Here is a 20,813-nt window from a genome sequence, read left to right as displayed (position 1 = left end):
CCGTAGGCCGGTGAGTGACATACTGCGAGAGTGCCCACCGCCCCGTTAGACAGCCTGCTGGACAGCGTCGAAGCTGTCGTGCGGCGGCGCGGCGGCGACCTCGTCGAGTTGTCGCACGCCATTCACGCCGAGCCCGAGCTGGCGTTCGCCGAGCACCGCAGCTGCGCCAAGGCGCAGGCACTCGTCGCCGAGCGTGGCTTCGAGATCACCGCCGCCCCCGGCGGTCTGGACACCGCCTTCCGCGCCGACTACGGCAGCGGGCCGTTGACCGTCGGGGTGTGCGCCGAATACGACGCGCTGCCCGAGATCGGGCACGCCTGCGGCCACAACATCATCGCCGCCTCGGCGGTGGGCACCGCGCTGGCGCTGGCCGAGGTCGCCGACGAGCTGGGCCTGCGGGTGGCGCTGCTGGGGACTCCCGCCGAGGAGGCCGGCGGCGGCAAGGCGCTGTTGTTGCGGGCGGGGGTGTTCGATGACATCGCCGCCGCCGTCATGCTCCATCCCGGGCCGACGGATATCGCCGCGGCCCGCTCGCTGGCCCTGTCCGAGGCGACCATCACGTACCGCGGCACGGAATCCCACGCCGCCGTCGCGCCGCACCTCGGGATCAACGCCGCCGACGCCGTGACCGTCGCGCAGGTGGCCGTCGGGCTGCTGCGCCAGCAACTGGCGCCCGGGCAGCTGGTGCACGGGATCGTCACCGACGGCGGGCAGGCGGTCAACGTCATCCCCGGGCGCGCGACGCTTCAGTACGCGATGCGCGCGGTCGAAGCCGACTCGCTCCGGGAACTCGAGGGCAGGATGTACGCCTGCTTCGCCGCGGGCGCGCTGGCCACCGGTTGCGAATACGACATCGACAACCCGGCACCCGCCTACGACGAACTCACCCCCGACCAATGGCTGGCCGACGTCTTTCGCGAGGAGATGCGCCGGCTCGGCCGCGAGCCGGTGGCCCGCGAGTACGAGGCGGCGCTGCCCATGGGCAGCACCGACATGGGCAACGTGACCAAGGCGCTGCCGGGGATCCACCCGGTGATCGGGCTCGACTCCGGCGGGGCCATGGTGCACCAGCGCGGCTTCGCCGAGGCCGCCACCAACCCCAGCGCCGACCGCGCCGTGATCGAGGGCGCGATCATGCTGGCACGCACGGTGGTCCAGCTGGCCCAGACGCCCGCCGAACGCGACCGGGTGATGGCGGCGCACGAACGCAGACGCGGCGAGGAGCGCGCATGAGACTCGCCGACGCCGCCGAATCCTGGCTGGCCTCTCATCACGCAGACCTGGTCGAATGGCGCCGGCACATCCACCGCTACCCCGAGCTGGGCCGCCAGGAGTACGCCACCACCCAGTTCGTCGCCGAGCGGCTGGCCGAAGCGGGGCTCAACCCGAAGGTGTTGCCCGGCGGCACGGGACTGGTCTGCGACATCGGCCCCGAGCACGAGCCCCGGATCGCGCTGCGGGCCGACATGGACGCCCTGCCGATGGCCGAACGCACCGGCGCCCCCTACACGTCCACCATGCCCAACGTCGCGCACGCCTGCGGCCACGACGCGCACACCGCCATCCTGCTGGGCACGGCCCTGGCGCTGGCGTCGGTCCCCGAGCTGCCGGTCGGGGTGCGGTTGCTCTTCCAGGCCGCCGAGGAACTCATGCCCGGCGGGGCGATCGACGCCATCGCGGCCGGCGCCATCAGCGGGGTATCCCGGATCTTCGCGCTGCACTGCGATCCCCGGCTGGAGGTCGGCAAGATCGCGGTCCGGCACGGCCCCATCACCTCGGCCGCCGACCAGATCGAGATCACGCTGTACTCACCCGGCGGCCACACCTCGCGCCCCCACCTGACCGCCGACCTGGTGTACGGGCTGGGCACGCTGATCACCGGCCTGCCCGGGGTCTTGTCGCGGCGCATCGACCCGCGCAACGGCACCGTGCTGGTGTGGGGCGCGGTCAACGCCGGCGTGGCCGCCAACGCCATCCCGCAGACCGGCGTGCTGGCCGGCACCGTGCGCACCGCCAGCCGGCAGACCTGGGTGGGGCTCGAGGAGATCATCCGCGAGACCGTGGCCGGGCTGCTGGCGCCGCTGGCCATCGAGCACACGCTGCAATACCGCCGCGGCGTGCCGCCGGTGGTCAACGAGGACGTCTCGACGCGCATCCTCACCCACGCGATCGAGGCCGTCGGCCCCGACGCGCTGGCCGACACCCGCCAGTCCGGGGGCGGCGAGGACTTCTCCTGGTACCTGGAGGAGATCCCCGGCGCGATGGCGCGGCTGGGGGTGTGGCCGGGGGTGGGGCCGCAGCTGGACCTGCACCAGCCGACGTTCAATCTCGACGAGCGGGCCCTGGCGATCGGGGTGCGGGTGCTGGCCAACATCGTCGAGCAGTCGGCGGCGTTCGAGCGGTCTTAGCGGGCGCCACCGCGGTTGGTGGCGCGCACGACGTGGCCGGCGATGTGGGCGTACGCGCGGCGCGTGACCTCGCCGGCCCGGCTCATGATGTTGTATCCGTGGTCGACGCCGGCCACCTCGTAGTACTCCGCCAACGCGCCTGCCGCGTCCAGCTTTTCCGCGTACCGGCGGGCTTCGCCGCAAAGGCGGTCGTGCTCGGCCGTCACGACCAGCGCCGGCGCGATGCCGGCGATGTCGTCGGCGTTGTTCCCCCAGGCGGGCGAGGCCAGGCGGTCGCGCCGCTGCGCCCGCTCGGGTATGTAGGCGGTGTCGAAGACCTCGCCCATCCACGGCTTCATGATCGCCCGGCGGCCGAGCGTGGACGGCTTGTCGCGGGTGGGCGTGACCAGGTCAAGCGGGGCGTAGTGCAACACCTGCAACGCGATCGGCGGGCCGCCGTTCTCCCACGCGAGCCGGGCCGCCGCGGCGGACAGGTTGCCGCCCGCGCTCTGGCCGCCGACGCACAGCCGGGCACCGTCCCAGTCGGGGTGCGGGCCGGCCGCCCAGCGCACCACGTCATAGATCTGGTGCACCGCGGCGGGAAAGCGGTGACGCGGCGCCAGCACGTAGTCGGGGTTGATCACCACCACGCCCGCGCTGGCGGCCAGGTAGCGGCACCACGGGTCGTCCTGTTCGGGGTGCCCGACCACGAACCCGCCGCCGTGCACGTTGACATAGACGGGCGGGTCGGTGGTGCCGGCCGGCGGGTGATAGACGGTCGCGCGGGTGGGGCCGTGCCGGGTGGGGACGGTGATTTCGCTCGTGCGGCCCGAAACCTCGGGGAAGCGCACGGCGGCCCTGGGGGCCGGGTTGACCGCGGCGGCGAACGCTCGCGCCAGTGCGTCGGCGACCGGCGGTGCGGACAGGATTGACAGTCGAATTTCCTTCCGTGGAAGTACGCGTAGGTTTTCGGTCTGTCTGTCTACACTCCTGATCGCCCAGAGGCGAGTGATTTTTCAGGCGCTGGTGCCCGGGCCGATGTTGCGGGCCGGGCGAGTGCGCAGGCTGTGCACGTAATCGCTTGGCGCACCGGCAATTTCGGCGGCGTCCGCCATGACCCCGAGGTACCGGGCCGACGGTAGTCCGCCCTCCCACGCGTCCAGCACGTACAGCCACGCCAGGACCGGGTCGGTGGTGGTGTCCGACGAGATGCGCTCGACCCGGCAGCGGATCTTCTGGTGGACGCCGAACTCCGAGCCCTCCCAGCGGTCCAGGTTGATCTCGTCGGCCGGTGTCATGTCGTAGAGGACGACGAACACCTTGGAGTCCGGATCCTCGACCACGGTCGCCAGCGCGCCCTCCCAGCCGATGTCCTCGCCGCCGAACGTCAACCGCCACCCGTGCAGCCAGCCCGTTCCGGCCATCGGCGAATGGGGTGCGCGCTTCAGCATCTGTTCGGGGTCCATGTTCGACCCGTACGCGGCGTAGAGCGGCACGGGGAAAGCTTAGACGTCCGAGCTGGCCCGGTCTTCCCCCGAGCGTTGGGCGGCGTGCGCCCGGCTTCGTTAGGTTAGGGCTGTGGCGACGCGCATCGTGATCCTCGGTGGCGGCCCGGCCGGTTACGAAGCCGCGCTGGTGGCCGCCACTTCCCACCCCGACACGACGCACGTCACCGTCATCGAGTCCGAGGGCATCGGCGGGGCCGCCGTCCTGGACGACTGCGTGCCGTCCAAGACGTTCATCGCGTCGACCTGGCTGCGCACCGAGCTGCGCCGCGCGCCGCGGCTGGGCTTCGAGATCGACATCGACGACGCCAAGCTCTCGCTGCGGCAGATCCACTCCCGCGTCAAGCAACTCGCCACCGATCAGTCGGCCGACATCGCCGATCAGCTGCTCGGCGTGGGCGTGCACGTGGTGGCCGGCCGCGGCGAGCTGATCGACCCCACGCCCGGGCTGGCCCGCCACAACATCAAGGCAACCGCCCGGGACGGCACCACCAGCGAGTACGAGGCCGACGTGGTGCTGATCGCCACCGGCGCCAGCCCGCGGGTGCTGCCGTCGGCCCAGCCCGACGGCGAGCGCATCCTGACCTGGCGCCAGCTCTACGACCTGGAGGCGCTGCCCGAGCACCTCATCGTGGTCGGGTCGGGGGTCACCGGGGCGGAGTTCGTGCACGCCTACACCGAATTGGGTGTGCCGGTGACGGTCGTCGCCAGCCGCGACCGGGTGCTGCCGTATGAGGACGCCGACGCCGCCCGGGTGCTGGAGGCCGCGTTCTCCGAGCGCGGCGTGAAGCTGGTGAAGAACGCCCGCGCCGCGTCGGTCACCCGCACCGGGGACGGCGTGCTGGTCACCCTGGCCGACGGGCGCACCGTGGAAGGCAGCCACGCGCTGATGACCATCGGTTCGGTGCCCAACACCAACGGCCTGGGCCTCGAACGGGTCGGCATCGAGCTGGGCCGCGGCGGCTACCTGACCGTGGACCGGGTGTCGCGGACCTCGGTGTCCGGCATCTACGCCGCCGGCGACTGCACCGGCCTGCTGCCGCTGGCCTCGGTCGCGGCCATGCAGGGCCGCATCGCGATGTATCACGCGCTGGGCGAGGGCGTCAGCCCGATCCGGTTGCGCACGGTGGCGGCGACGGTGTTCACCCGCCCCGAGATCGCCGCCGTCGGGGTGCCGCAGACCATGATCGACGACGGTTCGGTGTCGGCGCGCACGATCATGCTGCCGCTGCGCACCAACGCGCGCGCGAAGATGTCCGGGCTGCGGCAGGGGTTCGTGAAGGTGTTCTGCCGCAAGTCCACCGGCGTGGTGATCGGCGGCGTGGTGGTGGCGCCGATCGCGTCCGAGCTGATCCTGCCGATCGCCGTGGCCGTGCAGAACCGCATCACGGTCAACGAGCTGGCGCAGACGCTGGCGGTGTATCCGTCGCTGTCCGGCTCGATCACCGAGGCGGCGCGGCGGCTGATGGCGCACGACGATCTGGACTAGCGGTTAGCCTTGGTGCAGCACGCCCCTACTGATGAGTAACCCAGTGAGGAGTCCAGGTCGTGACTGATCCCATCCACGCGTCCACCCAGCGAAGCTCGCCGGTGTCCGTGCTGGGTCCGGAACAGCGGCAGGCGGCCTGGGACCGGCTGGGCGCCGAGCAGTTCGACGTGGTCGTGATCGGCGGCGGCGTGGTGGGTTCGGGCTGCGCGCTGGACGCCGCGACCCGCGGGCTCAAGGTGGCGCTGGTGGAAGCGCGCGACTTCGCCTCGGGCACCTCGAGCCGCTCATCGAAGATGTTCCACGGCGGCCTGCGCTACCTCGAGCAACTGGAGTTCGGCCTGGTCCGCGAGGCGCTCTACGAGCGCGAGCTGTCGCTGACCACGCTGGCGCCGCACCTGGTCAAGCCGATGCCGTTCCTGTTCCCGCTGACCAACCGCGTGTGGGAACGGCCCTACATCGCAGCCGGCATCTTTCTCTACGACCGGATGGGCGGCGCGAAATCCGTTCCGGCACAAAAGCATTTGACCCGTGCGGGCGCGTTGCGGTTGAGCCCGGGCCTCAAGCGCAGCTCGTTGATCGGCGGAATCCGTTACTACGACACGGTCGTCGACGACGCCCGGCACACGATGACCGTCGCGCGCACCGCAGCGCATTACGGCGCGGTGGTGCGTACCTCCACCCAGGTCGTTGCCCTGCTGCGCGAGGGCGATCGGGTGACCGGGGTGCGGGTCCGCGATTCCGAGGACGGCGCGGTCACCGAAGTCCGCGGCCACGTGGTGGTCAACGCGACCGGGGTGTGGACCGACGAGATCCAGGCATTGTCCAAGCAGCGCGGGCGATTTCAGGTGCGGGCCTCCAAGGGCGTGCACATCGTGGTGCCGCGCGACCGCATCGTCAGCGACGTCGCGATCATCCTGCGCACCGAGAAGTCGGTGATGTTCGTCATCCCGTGGGGCAGCCACTGGATCATCGGCACCACCGACACCGACTGGAATCTCGACCTGGCCCATCCCGCGGCCACCAAGGCCGACATCGATTACATCCTCACCACGGTCAACACGGTGCTGGCCATCCCGCTGACCCACGCCGACATCGACGGGGTGTACGCCGGGCTGCGGCCGCTGCTGGCCGGGGAGAGCGAGGAAACCTCGAAGCTGTCCCGCGAGCACGCCGTGGCGGTGCCCGCGCCGGGATTGGTGGCCATCGCGGGCGGCAAGTACACCACCTACCGGGTGATGGCCGCGGATGCGATTGACGCTGCGGCCCAATTCATTCCGGCGCGGGTGGCGCCGTCGATCACCGAGAAGGTCAGCCTGCTGGGCGCCGACGGTTACTTCGCGCTCATCAACCAGGCCGAGCACGTCGCCGAGCTGCAGGGGCTGCACCCCTACCGGGTGCGCCACCTGCTGGACCGCTACGGCTCGCTGATCGGCGACGTGCTGGCGCTGGCGGACGACCGCCCCGACCTGCTCGACCCGATCAAGGAGGCGCCGGGCTACCTGCGGGTCGAGGCGCTCTATGCCGTGACCGCCGAGGGGGCCTTGCATCTGGAGGACGTCCTGGCCCGCCGGATGCGCATCTCCATCGAATACTCACACCGCGGTGTCGACTGCGCCCGCGAGGTCGCGGATGTGGTTGCGCCGGTGCTGAATTGGTCCGCGGCGGACATCGACCGCGAGGTCGCCAACTACACCGCCCGGGTGGAGGCCGAGGTGCTGTCCCAGGCCCAGCCCGACGACGTGTCGGCCGACGAATTGCGGGCCAGCGCGCCCGAGGCCCGCGCCGAGATCCTCGAGCCGGTCCCGCTCAAGTGAGGCCCGCCCCGCTTCCCGTGCGTGACGGGCTCGGCCCGGCGCGGGTGCGGCTGCGGGGCGGACCGGTGCTGGCCGAGCTGAGCGCCCGGTTCGGCGCGCCGGCCCGCGCCAAGGTGCTGGCCGGGGAGGTGGTGGGCGCCGACGGCGCGGTGATCGATGCCAAGACCGTGCTGCCCGCCGGGGCGAGCGTCTACCTCTACCGCGAGCTGCCCGACGAGGTGCCGGTGCCGTTCGAGATCCCGGTGCTCTATCGCGATGACGACATCGTGGTCGTCGACAAGCCCCACTTCGTGGCCACCATGCCGCGGGGACGACACGTCGCGCAGAGCGCGCTGGTGCGGCTGCGCCGGGAGCTGGAGCTGCCCGAGCTGAGCCCGGCGCACCGGCTGGACCGGCTGACCGCCGGCGTGCTGGTGTTCACCGCGCGCCGCGAAATGCGGGGCGCGTTCCAGACGCTGTTCTCGCGGGGCCTGGTGGACAAGACGTATCTGGCCCGCGCCGCCGTGGACCCGGCGCTGCGGTTGCCCCGCGTGGTGAAAAGCCGCATCGTCAAGCGCCGGGGTCAGCTGCAGGCGGTCTGCGAGCCGGGAGCGGCCAACGCCGAGACGCTGGTGGAGCTGGTGAGCGCGGACGGCCTCTACCGGCTGACCCCGCGCACCGGGCGTACCCACCAGCTGCGCGTGCACATGGCCTCGCTGGGGATACCGATCGAAGGGGATCCGTTGTACCCCAACGTGATTGACGTTGCGCCCGACGACTTCAGCACACCGCTGCGGTTGTTGGCACGGCGCATCGAGTTCACCGACCCGCGCTCGGGCGTGCGGCGCGAGTTCGTCAGCCGCCGTGATCCCTACGCGGACAGGGTGCGCAAGCGGTAGCGTCACAAGCAGTCGGCAACGCCGCAGGGCCCCAGGGCGAGGTGACGGGAGGCGACCATGAAGCGCGGCATCGTGTCGGGATCGGCGGCCCTGCTGACGGCCGCCGGGCTCATCGCCTGGGCACCGCCGGTGAGCGCCGGCTGCCAGTACGGGGGAGGCGTGCTCAGCAAGTGCGACGGGCCCGTCCAGCCCGACGGCACCTGGCAACGCTGCGTGGCCGTCACCCGCCTGATTCCCAACGGCGCCAGTTCCTACCTCGTGCCCGACGGGCACTGCGACGTGATGGGTCCCGACCAGCGCCCGTCGGACCTCGCGTTCGCCGACCCCCCGTCGCACATCGACTGAGGCGGGCAACCCGCGGCGTGGACCGCCCGGGATCGGGTAGCCCGCGCGTATGGACATCGCCGTCACGTTCGTCGGCAACGCCACCACGCTGATTTCCGTCGGCGGGCTGACGCTGCTGACCGACCCGAATTTCCTGCACCGCGGGCAACGCGCCTACCTCGGCCACGGGCTGGTGTCCAAGCGCCTGAAGGAGCCGGCGTTGGGCATCGACGAACTTCCGCGCCTCGACGCCGTCGTGCTCTCCCATCTGCACGGCGACCACTGGGACAGGGTGTCGCAGCGGGGTCTCGACCACGACCTGCCCATCATCACGACGCCGCACGCCGCCAAACGCCTGCACCACCGCGGTTTCGCGCACGCGCGCGGCCTGCAAACCTGGCAACAGCACACGATCACCAAGGGCGACACCACCGTGACCCTCACGTCGCTGCCCGGGCGCCACGCGCCGGGGTGGAGCCGGCGCCTGCTGCCGCCGGTGATGGGCACCATGCTCGAAATCGGCTCCGCCGACCGCTCACCCCGGCGCCGGCTCTACATCTCCGGGGACACCCTGCTGATCCAGGAGCTCGACGAGATCCCGGCGCGGTTCGACCCGATCGACGTCGGCATGCTGCCCCTCGGCGGCACCCGGCTGCCGGCCGGCCGGCGGCTTCCGTTCGGGCTGACCGTAACCATGGACGGTCGCCAGGGGGCCGAACTCGTCGCGATGCTGGGCCTGCCGAAGGCCATCCCGGTGCACTTCGACGACTACGCGGTGTTCGCGTCGCCGCTGTCCGACTTCACCCGGCAAATGCAGCGTCGCGGGCTGGGCGACCGGATCGTCACGGTGAACCGCGGCGACTCGGTGACCGTCTGATAGACGGCCCCGCTCCCGACCAGCGGCGGGTGCCAAGTCCCCGGCTCGATTAAATGGGAAGAGGAGGCCGTTGCTGGGGGTATAGGGTGTCCTAGCGGCTTGCGGTCGAACTGGGAGGTACCGACGGCAGGTAGCAGGCATCGACGTACAGAGTTTGGGGCTTTTTCGCGGCCTGGTTAACGGAAATTTGCTGAGGCGTTCTCAGCGTGGGCATTGTGAGACGAGATGGATCTACTAGCACCCCCCGAGGTCACCTCGACACTCATCCACACCGGGCCCGGAGCGGGCTCGCTGATCGAGGCCGCCGGCGCCTGGCAGCGCCTGGCCGTCGAACTGGAGAATTCCGTCTCCACCTATACCTCCACGTTGACCTCGCTCATCGAATCGTGGGACGGCCCGTCCGCGACGGCCATGCTGCAGTCCGTCCAGCCTTACCTGCTGTGGTTGCGCGAGACCGCGCTGCAGTCCGCGCAGATGGCCACCTCGGCGGAGGCGGCGGCCTCGGCCTTCAGCGCCACTCGCGCCACGGTGGTCCACCCCTCGGTCGTCACCGCCAACCGGACGCGCCTGCGGCAGTTGCTGGCGACCAACCGGTTCGGGACCAACACCGCGGCGATCGCCGAGGCCGAAAACGAATACCAGACCATGTGGGCGAACAACGCCGCGGCGATGACCCGCTATCAGGCGACGACGTCGCAGGCGACGGGGCAGCTGTCCCGGTTCACCTCGCCGGTCCCCGACACCAATCCCGACGGGACGGCCAACCAAGAGGCCGCGGTGATGAACGCCGAAGTAGACGCCGGCGGTTCGCAGGGTTCGAACATTCTCGACGGCCTCAACAGCTTTGACCCCAACGCCGGCTGGTTCGGCTGGCTCAGCACATGGGGCAACCAGGAAATTTCGTCCGGTTTCCCGGTCAACATGCTCGGCGTGTGGGCGCAGTTGGCGACCGCGCAAGGCGTCGCGTCCGTCGGTGGCGACATCGGCTCGGGCCTGTCGGAGGGCCTGGGACTGACCTCAGCCACCCTGGCCAACGCGATCAAGGGCATCGGCGCGGGAGCGTCGGCGGCCCCGACCGGCGCGCTGGGCGTCGGGGTATCGCTGGGCAAGTTGACCGCGCCCCCCGCCGTGGTCGGCCTGCTGCCGGGCACACCGACCGGGGTACAACTCGCGTCCGCGGCGTCCCCGCTGCCCGCCGCGGAATCCGGATTTCCCATGATGCCGATGATGGTGCCGCCGCCGACCGCCTCGGCGGGCACCGGCTGGCGAAAACGCAAACAGCAAAAGTACGAGGACGTTGCCGTGGGCCGGGAGGTCAAAGGCAAAGTGATGCCTCGAAACCCGTCGGCCGGATGACATTGACGGTGGCGCCGCACGACTGCGGGCGCCGATCGCATGCACCGGGTAGGCCGGGTCTGACAGGTCCCTCAGCGGCCACCAGCACCCGCGCCGACGCGCGGCGCTCGCCCCACCCACTTCTTCCCCAAGGTAAAGGTTCATGGATTTTGGGATACTGCCGCCCGAGATAATCTCGGCGCTGATCCACTCCGGACCCGGCGCTTGGTCACTTATCGAAGCCGCCGGCTTCTGGCAGGAATTGAGCGCCGAGCTGGAGCAATCGGCGAGTAGCTACACCGCGGAGCTGTCGTGGCTGTCCACGACGTGGCACGGTCCGTCGTCGATGGCGATGGCCCAGGCGCTGGAACCCTATCTCGCCTGGCTGCGCCTCACCGCGCAGCAGTGCCAGCAGACCGCGGCGTCGGTGCAAGTCGTTGCCGCTGCGTTCGAATGGACCCACTGGACGGTGGTTCATCCCTCGCTGGTGGCCGCCAACCGGGCGCGCCTGGCGATGTTGTTGGCCACCAACTTCTTCGGGGTCAATTACCCGGCCATCGCCGAAACCGAGGCCGAGTACCACACCATGTGGGTGAACAACTCCGCGGCCATGTATCGCTACGCCGCGACCTCGGCGGGCGCGGTCAAGCTGCCGCAGTTCTCGCCGCCGCCCGAGGTGGCCAACCCCTCGGGGGCCACGACACAGGCCGCCATGGTGCACGCGGCGACCACGGGCAATTCCGGGGCGCAGCTCCTGGCCGCCGACTCGATCGGCCAAGGGTCAAGCGCCGCAGACGCTTTCGACCCCAACGAGGGCTGGTTCGGGTACTGGAGCACCTGGGGGAATCAGTTCATCGCGGGCGGGGTGCCCGTCAACATCCTGGGTGTGTGGGCCCAATTGGCCACCGCCCACGCGTTTGCGTCGCTGGGCGAGGACATCGGTCCGGGGTTGGCGGACGGCGCCGCGGCGCTGGCCTCGGCGGAGACGCGGCTCGTCAGCGCGGTCGGCGCCGCGGGGTCGTCACTGGCGCCCCGGGCGGCGCTGGGTGTGGGAATTTCGCTGGGCCACCTGACCATGCCGCCCGCGACGGTGGGAATGCTGGGAACCTCGCAGGCGCCGGTGCAGCTCGCCTCGGCGGTGTCGCCGCTCCCCCCGGGCGGCGCGGAGCCGCCCATGCTCCCGATGACCCCGGTGCGCCCCGGCTCGGGTGCGAGCGGCGCTCGCCGCCGCAAGGGCCGCGACTACGACGACATCGAGTACGGCGCGGAGCTTCCGGGCACGGTGATGCACCGTCCGCCGTCGGCGGGCTGAGAAGATCGCCTGGTGCAGACCGCTCCGCAGATCCAGGGCCGCGTGTGGCGCGGCGGCAAGGCGCAGGACGACTTCGAGTTCGGCAAGATATCGGACTACCTCGCCGAGCCCGACACCCTGGTGTGGGCCGACCTGTGCAATCCCGACCACGACACCCTGGGCGGCCTGGCCGGCGAGCTCGGCCTGAACCGTTGGGCGGTGGAAGACGCCGTGGCGGCGGCCGAACGGGTCAAAGCCACCGGCTACGAGACCCACACCTTCTTCACCGTGTACGCCGCCGAGATCGCCGGCGCCGCAACGAACGTCGTCGACGCCCCCGGTCGCACGCTGTCGATGCGCCGCATCTCGGCGTTCGTGCTGCCGCAGGGGTTGATCACCGTGCGCCTGACGCCCGACTTCGACATGGCGCTGGTGACCCGGCGGTGGGAGGAGATCGGCGGCCAGGCCTACGGCGTCGGTGCCCTGGTGCACGGCCTGCTCGACGTCGTGGTCGACAGCCATTTCGCCGCCGTCGAGGCCCTCGACGACGGCATCGAGGGCATCGAGGACGAGTTGTTCGACGGCACGTCGCGCAAGGGCGACTTTGCGCGCCGCACCTTCGGGTTGCGCCGGGACCTGGTGAACCTGCGGCGGGTGGCGTTACCGATGCGCGACGTGGTCAATTCGATTCAGCACCACCGCATTTCGGACGGCGCCGACCGCCAGCTCGACCCGCTGTACGCCGACCTCTACGACCACGTGCTGCGGGTGTCCGAATGGACGGAGTCGCTGCGCGACATGGTCACCACGATTTTCGAGACCAATCTGTCGCTGCAGGACGCCCGGCTGAACACCGTCATGAAGAAGTTGACGGGATGGGCGGCCATCATCGCCGTGCCGACGGCGATCACCGGGTTCTACGGGCAGAACGTTCCCTACCCGGGCTTCGGTACGGCGGCCGGATTCGCCGCCAGCACCAGCGTGATAGCCGTCCTGATGGTGGTGCTGTACGTGATGTTCAAACGTCGCGACTGGATCTAGACCGCGCTCACTGTGCGACCGGGGGTGCGGCGGAAAGACCGTGTTGGATGCCCTGGCTGATTTTGTCCCGCTGGGCGGAGCCGCCCGGTGGATCCAATTCCTTGCAGGCGCAGCTGAGATGACTGAAGGGATTAGGGTCGGTGCTGGCCGATGCTGCGGTCCAACCGGAAGCGCCAAGAACGATGGCGGCACCCGCAACACCGACCAAAAGTTTCGGAATCATTTTGGCCTTGTGGTCGTCACATTAGTTTCGGATGTTCCAACTTTAGCCGCGAATTGGTCACCAGTCTGTCAACCGGCTGTAAATTTCAGGACCCGGATGCAGCCGCCGCGTACTTGGGGCAGTACGCCTTGATGCTGACGCCGACGAAGTAACCTGCGTGATAGCTGTCCAGCGAACTGCTGGACAGCACGTTGTTGGCAACCTGTTCCGGCGTTTGGCCCGAATCGAGTTCGTGGCACACGGTATGACCGGAGTTGACCACCGCCTCGGGCGACTCGAAATTGATCCCCTTGGCTTTCAGCGCGGCGAGGAACGCGTCATCGGCGGAGGTGGCGTGCGCGCTCGCCGGTGCCGTCATCGCGCTGAGTAGGCCGGCGACCGGCACGGCGCCGATAGCCAGGAGCGACCGCGCCCGGCCGGGCTTGCGGATCTGGGTGCTCGTCATCTGTGATACTCCCGTGGAACAGAAGAGCCGTAGCTTGCTGAGGGCGGGGCCAGTTCGAATGCTCGCACGCCGCGGCGTTACCCGATGGAGGATCGCCGATAATGCGGTCCGTGCCACATCAATGTTTGCTCCGTTTTCGGCGGCGCGTAACCGTTCGTTGTCCGTCGCTGCGCCGTCGGCGACCTGACAACATGCCGTACGCGCGATGGCTGTGGCTCGCTGTGGTGGCGATATGCGTGGCCGGCTGCGGGGTGCGGCACGTGTCGGCGGCAAGCGCTCGAGACGTTTCCGGTACGTTCCGATCCGGCGGCATGGACCGAACCTACATGTTGCACGTGCCGGCGGGCGACCCCATCGGCCTGGTGCTCAGTTTGCACGGCGGCGGCGGAACCGGGATCGCGCAGCGCGCGCTGACGGGGTTCAACTCCGTTGCTGACGCCCACGACCTGTTGGTCGTCTACCCCGACGGGTACGACAAGAGCTGGGCCGACGGGCGCGGCGCGTCACCCGCGGATCGCCGCCACATCGACGACGTGGCCTTCCTCGTCGGGCTGGTGGGCAAGCTGCGAAACGACTTCAACATCGCGCCCGGACACGTTTTCGTCACGGGGATGTCGAATGGCGGCTTCATGTCCAACCGGCTGGCCTGCGACCGGGCCGACGTCTTCGCCGCCGCGGCGCCGGTGGCCGGCACCCTGGGCGTGGGTGTGGCCTGCAACCCGTCGCGGCCGGTGTCGGTATGGGAGGCGCACGGGACCGCCGACCCGCTGGTGCCGTTCAAGGGTGGCGCGGTCCGCGGCCGTGGCGGGCTCAGCCATTCCATCTCGGCGGATGCCATGGTGGCCAAGTGGCGCGCGGCGGACGGGTGCGCCGGCGAACCGTCGATGGAGCTGCTGCCCGACGTCCGCGACGGCACGGTCGTCCGCCGGTTTGTCTCCGCGGCGTGTGCGGCGTCCACCGAGGTGGTGTTCTACAAGATCGACAAGGGCGGGCACACCTGGCCGGGCGGCAAGCAATATCTGCCCGCGGCCGTCATCGGGCCCACCACGCACGCGCTCGACGGGTCGGAGGCCATCGCCCAGTTTTTCCTCGCCCACGCACGGGACTAGCGCTGACACGACGGGCACCAGTAGGCCACCCGCTCTTTCGTGTCGTCGACGTTGATGGGGGTGGCGCAGCGACGGCAGCGTTGCCCGGCGCGCCCGTATACCCAGAGCTGGCGCCCGCTGCGGGTGTCGCCGGTGGTGCACCGATTCCACCGAAAGCGGTTGAGCCACAGCATTTCTCGTGCGCGGGAGACCAGCCGGAGCGGATCGGCGATGGCGCCCACCGGCGCGGTGGGCAGATGCCCGCTGACAAAACACAATTCGTTGCAATAGACGTTGCCGATCCCGGCCAGCACCCGCTGGTCCAAGAGCGCCTCGGCGATCGGCCGGTGCGGGTCGGCCGTCAGGTTGGCCGCGGCACGCGCGGCGTCCCAATCCTCGCCCAGCAGATCGGGTCCCAGGTGCGCGACGGCCTCGCCGTCCCGGTCGCGGTCCAGGATTTCCAGCACGCCCAGGTCGACGCCGACGGCCCGGACGGTGCCGGTCTCCAACACGATGCGCGCCCGATGGTCGACCCGCACCGGGCGCTCGCCGACCCGCCAGCTGCCCTCCATCTTCAGATGCGAGTGAATGCTGGCCCGTCCCACCCGGATGAACAGGTGCTTGCCGCGGCTGACGACCTCGTCGACCACCTCGCCGGTGAGGTCGACGGTGGCGAACCGCGGCACCCGAACGTCGCATCGGGTCAGCGTCGCGCCGACCAGGTGCTCGCGCAGCACGGCGGCGGTGTGCCAGACGGTGTCACCTTCGGGCATCTCAGCGCAGCCGCAGTCCGCGTGGCGTCGTGTGGAATCCGGCCTCGGAGAGCGCGCCCAGCGGGCCGGACGCCTCGGCGCGGGGGGCCAGGGCCGGCACCCCGTCGATGCGCTCCACCAGCATCCCCGCCACGCGGCGGGAGGTAACCAGGTTGGCCAGGGCCGCCGCCGCCGCGTCGTGGGCCCCGGGATCGTCGGTGAAGGTCAGCAGCGAGCGCCCACCGCGCTCCAGGAACCAGGCCAGCTCGCCGTCGACCAGCACGACGAGCGCGCCGGCCTTGCGGCCGGGGCGCGCGCCCTCGCCGCCGGAGGTGGGCCAGGGCAGCGCCGCGCCGTACGGGTTGGCGGGGTCCGCGGCGGCCAGCACGACCGCCCGGTACTGCGGCCGTTCCGGATCGACCCCCTCGCTGAAGTTGCGCAGCCGATCGACGGTCGACGCGACGGCGAACTGCGCCCCGCCCAGCGACTCGATGAAGTAGCCGCGCTGGCAGCGGCCCGCGTCCTCGAAGGCGCTCAGCACTTTGTACAGGGTGGCGAACCCGCCGGGGACGCCCTCGGTGGCCACCGCGCCCCGGGTCAGCACGCCGTGGCGGCCCAGCAACAGCTCGGCCTGGTAGTGGGCGCGCAGCGTGGAATCCGGCTCGGGGGCCGCCAGGATGGACCAGCGGCCGGCGACGGTGGGGTCGGCGGGCCGGGACTGCGCGTGCGCGACGCTGTACCGGCTCAGCCGGGGCGGGCGTTGCGAGCGGTGCGCGGGCGCCGAGCGCTTGCGCGCGCCGGCGCCGCCGAGGACGGCACGCACCGGGGCGAACGTGTCGCCGGTGATCCAGCCGGCCCAGATCAGTTCCCACAGCGCCGTTTTGAGCGCGGCGTCGGGCACCCCGCTGTGGGCGAGTTGGCGGAAGAAGTAGGCGCCGCCCCCGGCGAGCGTGTCCAGGATGGCGCGGTGGGCGTCGCCGAGCTCGATGTCGGCGGGCCCGGTCAGTGTCAGCGGCGCGGATTCGCCGGCGTGCAGCGCGATCCAGCCGTCGCTACCCGAGATCGACCCGGCGCCCGACCAGGTGACCTCGCCGGTGGCCAGCAATTCGTCGAGCATCGCGGGGGAGTAGTCGCGGACCCGGGGGGCCAGCACCAGCGGCTCGATCGCCGAAGCGGGGATCCGCACGCCGGCCAGCTGATCGATCACCGACATCAGCCCGTCCAGCCCGGAATGGCCAGGGGCGCGCGGCGATTCGGCCGCCCCCACGTGATGCCAGGCGGGCAGGAAGCGCCCGTAGGCGGCGGTGCTGACCGGCTCGACCTGGGCCCGCAGCGCCGCCAGCGACCGCCGCCTCAGGATGCGCAGCACGTCGGCATCGCACCACTGCTCGGCCCCGGCGACACCGCCGGACGGCCCCGGGGTCTCGGCGACGAAGTCGCCGCGCACCAGCCTCCCGTCGGCGGCCAGCCGGCCCAGGACATCGGAGGTCACCCGCAGCCCCAGGCCGAATCGGGCCGCCACTTCGGCCGTGGTGAACGGGGTGTGGGTGCGCGCGTAGCGGCCCAGCAATTCGCCCAGGGGGTCGGCGACCTCCCCGGTGAAGGCCGTCGGCACGCCCAGCGGAACCGGGATGCCGATGCCGTCGCGCAGCCGCCCGATGTCCTCGATGGCCACCCACCAGCCGCGGCCGGCGAACGACACCGTCAGCGCGCGCCGCGCCGCGCGCAGGCCCTCCAGCCAGCCCCCCACGTCGGCGCCACCCGCGCGGGCGGCCACCTCCTCCTCGGTCAGCGGGCCCAACAGCCGCAGCAGGTCGGCGACGCCCTCGGCGTCGCGCGCGGCCCGTTCCGCAGAGAGGTGCTGCAGCTGGCGGGCGGTGGCGGCGATGACCTCGGGGTCGAGCAGGTCGCGCAGTTCCACCCGGCCCAGCAGCTCGGCCAGCAGCGTGCTGTCCAGCGAGAGCGCGGCGGCGCGGCGCTCGGCCAGCGGGCTGTCGCCCTCGTACATGAACGCGCCGACGTAGCCGAACAGCAGCGAGGCCGCGAACGGCGAGGGCCGCGCGGTTTCCACCTCGACAACCCGCACCCTGCGCTGGGCGATGCCGGTCATCAGCGCCACCAGGGCGGGGACGTCGTAGACGTCCTGCAGGCATTCGCGGATGGTCTCCAACACGACGGGGAAGTCGGGGTATTTGCGGGCCACCTCGAGCAACTGGGCCGCGCGCTGGCGCTGCTGCCACAGGGGCGAGCGGCGGCCCGGGTGCCGGCGCGGCAACAACAGGGCGCGCGCCGCGCATTCGCGGAACCGCGATGCGAACAGCGCCGAGCCGCCCACCTCGTCGGTGACGATGGGGTCGATCTCGTCGGCGTCGAAGACGAAAAGGTCCGCGCCGGGCGGGGTTTCGATCCCCGTGTCCGACGCGAAATCGGACACGGTGTCGGGCAGGCGCACCACGACGCCGTCGTCGGAGGCGGTGGGCTTCTCGTCGATGCCGTAGCGTTCCCGCAGCCGCCGTCCCACCGCCAGCGCCAGCGGACCGTTCACCGGCAGCCCGTAGGGCGAGTGCAGGATCACCCGCCAGTCGCCGAGCTCGTCGCGGAACCGCTCGACGAGCAGGGTGGTGTCGGTGGGCACCACCCCGGCGGCGGTACGCTGCTCGTCGAGCAGGCGGGCCAGGTTGTCGGTGGCGTAGGCATCGAAACCCAGTCCGGCGCAGCGGGTTTCGAATTCCTCCCGGGTGAGCCCGGCCAGCTCACCGGTGAACGCGCCCAGCGCGGCGCCCAGCTCGGCCGGGCGGCCGACCCCGTCGCCGCGCCAGAACGGCAACCGGGCCGGCTGGCCGGGCGCCGGGATCACCAGCACCCGGTCGTGGGTGATCTCGGTGATGCGCCAGCTGGTGGCGCCCAGCGAGATGACGTCGCCGGGGCGGGACTCGTAGACCATTTCCTCTTCGAGTTCGCCGACCCGCGAAGGCTTTTCGGCCTCGGAGGCCAGATACACCGTGAACAGCCCCCGGTCGGGGATGGCGCCGCCGGAGGTCACCGCCAGGCGTTGCGCGCCGGGGCGCGCGGTCAGCGTGCCGGTATCGCGGTCGTAGACCAGCCGCGGACGCAGCTCGGCGAAATCGGTGGAGGGGTACTTGCCGCTCAACAAGTCCAGGGTGGCCTCGTACACGCTGCGCGGCAGCGTCGCGAACGGGGCGGCCCGGCGCACCGTGTCGAACCATTTGTCGGCGTCCAGCGGCTCGAGCGCGGCGGCCGCCACGGTCTGCTGCGCCAGGATGTCGAGCGGATTGGCCGGCACCCGCATCGTCTCGATCTGGCCGGCCAGCATGCGCTGCACGCTGACCGCGCAGCCGATCAGGTCGGTGCGGTGCTTGGGGAACAGCACCCCCTGGGAGACCTCGCCGACCTGGTGCCCGGCCCGGCCGATGCGTTGCAGCCCGCTGGCCACCGACGGCGGCGCCTCCACCTGGATCACCAGATCGACGGCGCCCATGTCGATGCCGAGCTCCAGGCTGGAGGTCGCCACCACCGCCTTGAGCAGTCCGCGTTTGAGGTCCTCCTCGACCAGGGCGCGTTGTTCCTTGCTGACCGAACCGTGGTGGGCGCGCGCCAGTATCGCCTCGGCCCCGTAGGTCTGGCCGGAGCCCATGATGTGGGCCGGGGCGCCGCCCGCCACCTTCGGATTGGCCTCCGTGGATAGCTCGACGCCGCTGCGCTCGGCATGAATCTCGTTGAGGCGGGCGGTAAGTCGTTCGGCCAGCCGACGCGAATTGGCGAACACGATCGTCGAGTTGTGCGCCTCGATCAGGTCGACCAGGCGGTTCTCCACGTCGGGCCAGATCGTGTTGTTCGCCAGGTTCGCCATGTCAGGCACCGGCACGGCCACGGTGAGCTCGACGGTCTTGGCCGAGGCCGGCGCGACGATCGTGGTCGGCTGCCCCCCGGACAGGAACCGGGCGAGTTCCTCAGGTGGCCGCACCGTCGCGGACAGCCCGATCCGCTGGGCGGGTTTGTCCTCCCGCAGCGCGTCGAGGCGCTCCAGCGACACCGCCAGGTGCGCGCCGCGCTTGCCCGCGGCGATGGCGTGGATCTCGTCGACGATCACCGTCTGCACCCCGGCCAGGGTTTCGCGGGCGGCGGAGGTGAGCATCAAAAACAGCGACTCCGGTGTGGTGATCAGCACGTCGGGAGGCCGGTTGATGAGCTGGCGGCGGGTGGCGGGCGGGGTGTCGCCGGAGCGCACGCCGACGCTGATGTCCGGCGGCGGCAGGCCCCGGCGTTCGGCGATGCGCGTGAGCCCGGCCAGCGGGGTGCGCAGGTTGCGCTCGACGTCGACGGCCAGCGCCTTGAGCGGGGACACGTAGAGCACCCGGGTGCCCGGCGGGCGGTCGGCCGCGCCGGCGAGGCTGTCCAGCGCCCACAGGAACGCCGCCAGCGTCTTGCCGGACCCGGTGGGGGCGATCACCAAAGTGTGGTGACCGTCGGCGATGGCGTCCCAGGCCTCGGCCTGCGCCGTGGTCGGCGCGTCGAAGGTGCCGGTGAACCACTCGCGGGTGACGGCGCTGAACCGGCCCAGCGGGTCGGCGGGGCCGGGCGGCCCGGAATCAGCGCGAGTGCTCACCCATCCATGGTGCCAACGGGGACCGACATGCCGCGCCTAGAGCCGCGAGGTGGACATCGCCTCGCCGAGCTTCTCCGGGATCTCGGGCACCCGCGCGATCGCGTCGAGCAGCGCGTGCGCGCAGGCGTCGGCGAGCTTGTCGGCGTCGGTGGTGGGGTCGATGATCCGTTGCCGGCAGATCTCGAAGGTCATCGCCAGCCAGCCGTGCAGGATCACCCGCAGGTGCCGCTCGACGTCGGGTTCCATGCCCGTGTTCAGCTCGGTGAGCAGCTGGTTGATCCGGGACATGATGTGTTCCATCTGGCGGTTCTTGGCGTCGTCCTCGACGCCCAGCAGCACCGGGTCGGACCGGCCCAGCCCGACGTACGCCGCCCAGGCGGCCTCCGGGTTCTGCTCGTGGTAGGCCATGTAGGCCAGCACGCCGACTCGGATCTCCTCGTACATGGTCAGACCGGTGACGTCGTCCATGTTGGTGTTCTCGTACAGGCGGTCGGCCTCGTCCTTGACCACCGCTGCGAAGAACGCTCGCTTGTCGGGGAAATAGTGGTACATCAGGGCCCGCGACACCCCGGCGCGTTCCGCGATCTCATCGATGCGGACCTCGTCGTAAGGTCGCTTCCCAAAAACCTCTGCCCCTAAAGCGAGCAGCTCAGCGCGCCGATCCTCGGGGGATAGACGCCTTCGGGCTGTCGGCATGTGTCAGATAGTACTCACACGACATGAGACGACCGCCACAA

At 70.9% G+C, this 20,813-nt stretch carries 17 protein-coding genes; 11 read left to right on the top strand and 6 right to left on the bottom strand.

Going from position 1 to position 20,813, the window contains the following annotated elements:
- Positions 1-30: 30 nt before the first annotated feature.
- The gene (locus OCU_RS45090) at positions 31-1,233 is read left to right on the top strand and encodes a M20 family metallopeptidase (protein WP_014381011.1); all 1,203 of its coding nucleotides are present in this window, start codon (positions 31-33) and stop codon (positions 1,231-1,233) included.
- Complete coding sequence (locus tag OCU_RS45085) at positions 1,230-2,408, top strand: amidohydrolase (RefSeq protein ID WP_014381010.1); 1,179 nt, start codon at positions 1,230-1,232, stop codon at positions 2,406-2,408. The genes OCU_RS45090 and OCU_RS45085 overlap by 4 nt, the downstream gene beginning before the upstream one ends.
- On the opposite strand, the gene OCU_RS45080 is transcribed toward OCU_RS45085, so the two are convergent.
- Together OCU_RS45080 and OCU_RS45075 are read right to left on the bottom strand one after the other, a co-directional pair.
- A complete protein-coding gene (locus OCU_RS45080; protein WP_014381009.1) occupies positions 2,405-3,238 on the bottom strand; it encodes an alpha/beta hydrolase in 834 nt (277 codons plus the stop codon). The genes OCU_RS45085 and OCU_RS45080 overlap by 4 nt on opposite strands.
- A 165-nt stretch (positions 3,239-3,403) precedes the next feature.
- Positions 3,404-3,883, bottom strand: a complete 480-nt coding sequence (locus OCU_RS45075; RefSeq protein WP_009954068.1) for a gamma-glutamylcyclotransferase — start codon at positions 3,881-3,883, stop codon at positions 3,404-3,406.
- A gap of 82 nt (positions 3,884-3,965) precedes the next feature.
- On the opposite strand from OCU_RS45075, the gene OCU_RS45070 reads away from it, so the two are divergent.
- The 8 genes from OCU_RS45070 (at position 3,966) to OCU_RS45035 (ending at position 12,941) form a co-directional block, all read left to right on the top strand.
- Positions 3,966-5,381: an NAD(P)H-quinone dehydrogenase gene (locus tag OCU_RS45070; RefSeq protein WP_014381008.1), complete on the top strand. Its 1,416-nt coding sequence runs from the start codon at positions 3,966-3,968 to the stop codon at positions 5,379-5,381.
- Positions 5,382-5,440: 59 nt separating this feature from the next.
- Positions 5,441-7,195, top strand: coding sequence for a glycerol-3-phosphate dehydrogenase/oxidase (locus tag OCU_RS45065; protein WP_036459611.1), 1,755 nt, complete (start codon positions 5,441-5,443; stop codon positions 7,193-7,195).
- Positions 7,192-8,073: a pseudouridine synthase gene (locus OCU_RS45060; protein ID WP_026071217.1), complete on the top strand. Its 882-nt coding sequence runs from the start codon at positions 7,192-7,194 to the stop codon at positions 8,071-8,073. The genes OCU_RS45065 and OCU_RS45060 overlap by 4 nt, the downstream gene beginning before the upstream one ends.
- Positions 8,074-8,130: 57 nt before the next feature.
- On the top strand, positions 8,131-8,418 hold the full coding sequence (locus tag OCU_RS45055; protein WP_009954619.1) for a CDGP domain-containing protein: 288 nt from the start codon (positions 8,131-8,133) through the stop codon (positions 8,416-8,418).
- Between the two features lie 49 nt (positions 8,419-8,467).
- Positions 8,468-9,274, top strand: a complete 807-nt coding sequence (locus tag OCU_RS45050; protein WP_014381005.1) for an MBL fold metallo-hydrolase — start codon at positions 8,468-8,470, stop codon at positions 9,272-9,274.
- A 225-nt stretch (positions 9,275-9,499) separates the two neighbouring features.
- Positions 9,500-10,630 (top strand): PPE family protein, encoded by a 1,131-nt coding sequence (locus tag OCU_RS45045; RefSeq protein ID WP_014381004.1) that lies wholly within the window; start codon positions 9,500-9,502, stop codon positions 10,628-10,630.
- Between the two features lie 142 nt (positions 10,631-10,772).
- A complete protein-coding gene (locus OCU_RS45040; protein WP_014381003.1) occupies positions 10,773-11,921 on the top strand; it encodes a PPE family protein in 1,149 nt (382 codons plus the stop codon).
- 12 nt (positions 11,922-11,933) lie between these two features.
- On the top strand, positions 11,934-12,941 hold the full coding sequence (locus OCU_RS45035; protein WP_014381002.1) for a magnesium transporter CorA family protein: 1,008 nt from the start codon (positions 11,934-11,936) through the stop codon (positions 12,939-12,941).
- Positions 12,942-13,249: 308 nt separating this feature from the next.
- Here OCU_RS45035 and OCU_RS45030 read toward each other — a convergent pair whose 3' ends face one another.
- Positions 13,250-13,609 carry a DUF732 domain-containing protein gene (locus tag OCU_RS45030; protein WP_009954626.1) on the bottom strand — a complete coding sequence of 120 codons (360 nt, stop codon included), beginning with the start codon at positions 13,607-13,609 and terminating at the stop codon, positions 13,250-13,252.
- Positions 13,610-13,800: 191 nt separating this feature from the next.
- On the opposite strand from OCU_RS45030, the gene OCU_RS45025 reads away from it, so the two are divergent.
- Positions 13,801-14,718, top strand: coding sequence for an extracellular catalytic domain type 1 short-chain-length polyhydroxyalkanoate depolymerase (locus OCU_RS45025; protein WP_014383210.1), 918 nt, complete (start codon positions 13,801-13,803; stop codon positions 14,716-14,718).
- Here OCU_RS45025 and nei2 read toward each other — a convergent pair.
- From nei2 to OCU_RS45010, 3 genes are read right to left on the bottom strand one after another with little or no spacing between them, the layout of a single operon-like run.
- On the bottom strand, positions 14,715-15,470 hold the full coding sequence (gene nei2 / locus OCU_RS45020; protein WP_014381000.1) for an endonuclease VIII Nei2: 756 nt from the start codon (positions 15,468-15,470) through the stop codon (positions 14,715-14,717). The two genes, OCU_RS45025 and nei2, sit on opposite strands and share 4 nt — an antisense overlap.
- A gap of 1 nt (position 15,471) precedes the next feature.
- Positions 15,472-20,076 carry an ATP-dependent helicase gene (locus tag OCU_RS45015; protein WP_014380999.1) on the bottom strand — a complete coding sequence of 1,535 codons (4,605 nt, stop codon included), beginning with the start codon at positions 20,074-20,076 and terminating at the stop codon, positions 15,472-15,474.
- A gap of 36 nt (positions 20,077-20,112) precedes the next feature.
- Positions 20,113-20,772 (bottom strand): TetR/AcrR family transcriptional regulator, encoded by a 660-nt coding sequence (locus tag OCU_RS45010; RefSeq protein WP_026071218.1) that lies wholly within the window; start codon positions 20,770-20,772, stop codon positions 20,113-20,115.
- Positions 20,773-20,813: the final 41 nt, after the last annotated feature.

The sequence above is a fragment of the Mycobacterium intracellulare ATCC 13950 genome (genome assembly GCF_000277125.1).
In the GTDB taxonomy this organism is placed as follows: Bacteria; Actinomycetota; Actinomycetes; order Mycobacteriales; family Mycobacteriaceae; genus Mycobacterium; species Mycobacterium intracellulare.
The sequence above is the reverse complement of the archived record's forward strand: the minus strand, read 5'-3'. Positions and strand labels throughout refer to the sequence as shown.

Coding starts and splice junctions, on each gene's coding strand:
- OCU_RS45085 (WP_014381010.1), top strand. CDS start 1,230: ATGAGACTCGCCGACGCCGCCGAATCCTGGCTGGCCTCTCATCACGCA.
- OCU_RS45055 (WP_009954619.1), top strand. CDS start 8,131: ATGAAGCGCGGCATCGTGTCGGGATCGGCGGCCCTGCTGACGGCCGCC.
- OCU_RS45050 (WP_014381005.1), top strand. CDS start 8,468: ATGGACATCGCCGTCACGTTCGTCGGCAACGCCACCACGCTGATTTCC.
- OCU_RS45045 (WP_014381004.1), top strand. CDS start 9,500: ATGGATCTACTAGCACCCCCCGAGGTCACCTCGACACTCATCCACACC.
- OCU_RS45040 (WP_014381003.1), top strand. CDS start 10,773: ATGGATTTTGGGATACTGCCGCCCGAGATAATCTCGGCGCTGATCCAC.
- OCU_RS45030 (WP_009954626.1), bottom strand. CDS start 13,609: ATGACGAGCACCCAGATCCGCAAGCCCGGCCGGGCGCGGTCGCTCCTG.
- OCU_RS45025 (WP_014383210.1), top strand. CDS start 13,801: ATGCCGTACGCGCGATGGCTGTGGCTCGCTGTGGTGGCGATATGCGTG.
- nei2 (WP_014381000.1), bottom strand. CDS start 15,470: ATGCCCGAAGGTGACACCGTCTGGCACACCGCCGCCGTGCTGCGCGAG.
- OCU_RS45010 (WP_026071218.1), bottom strand. CDS start 20,772: ATGCCGACAGCCCGAAGGCGTCTATCCCCCGAGGATCGGCGCGCTGAG.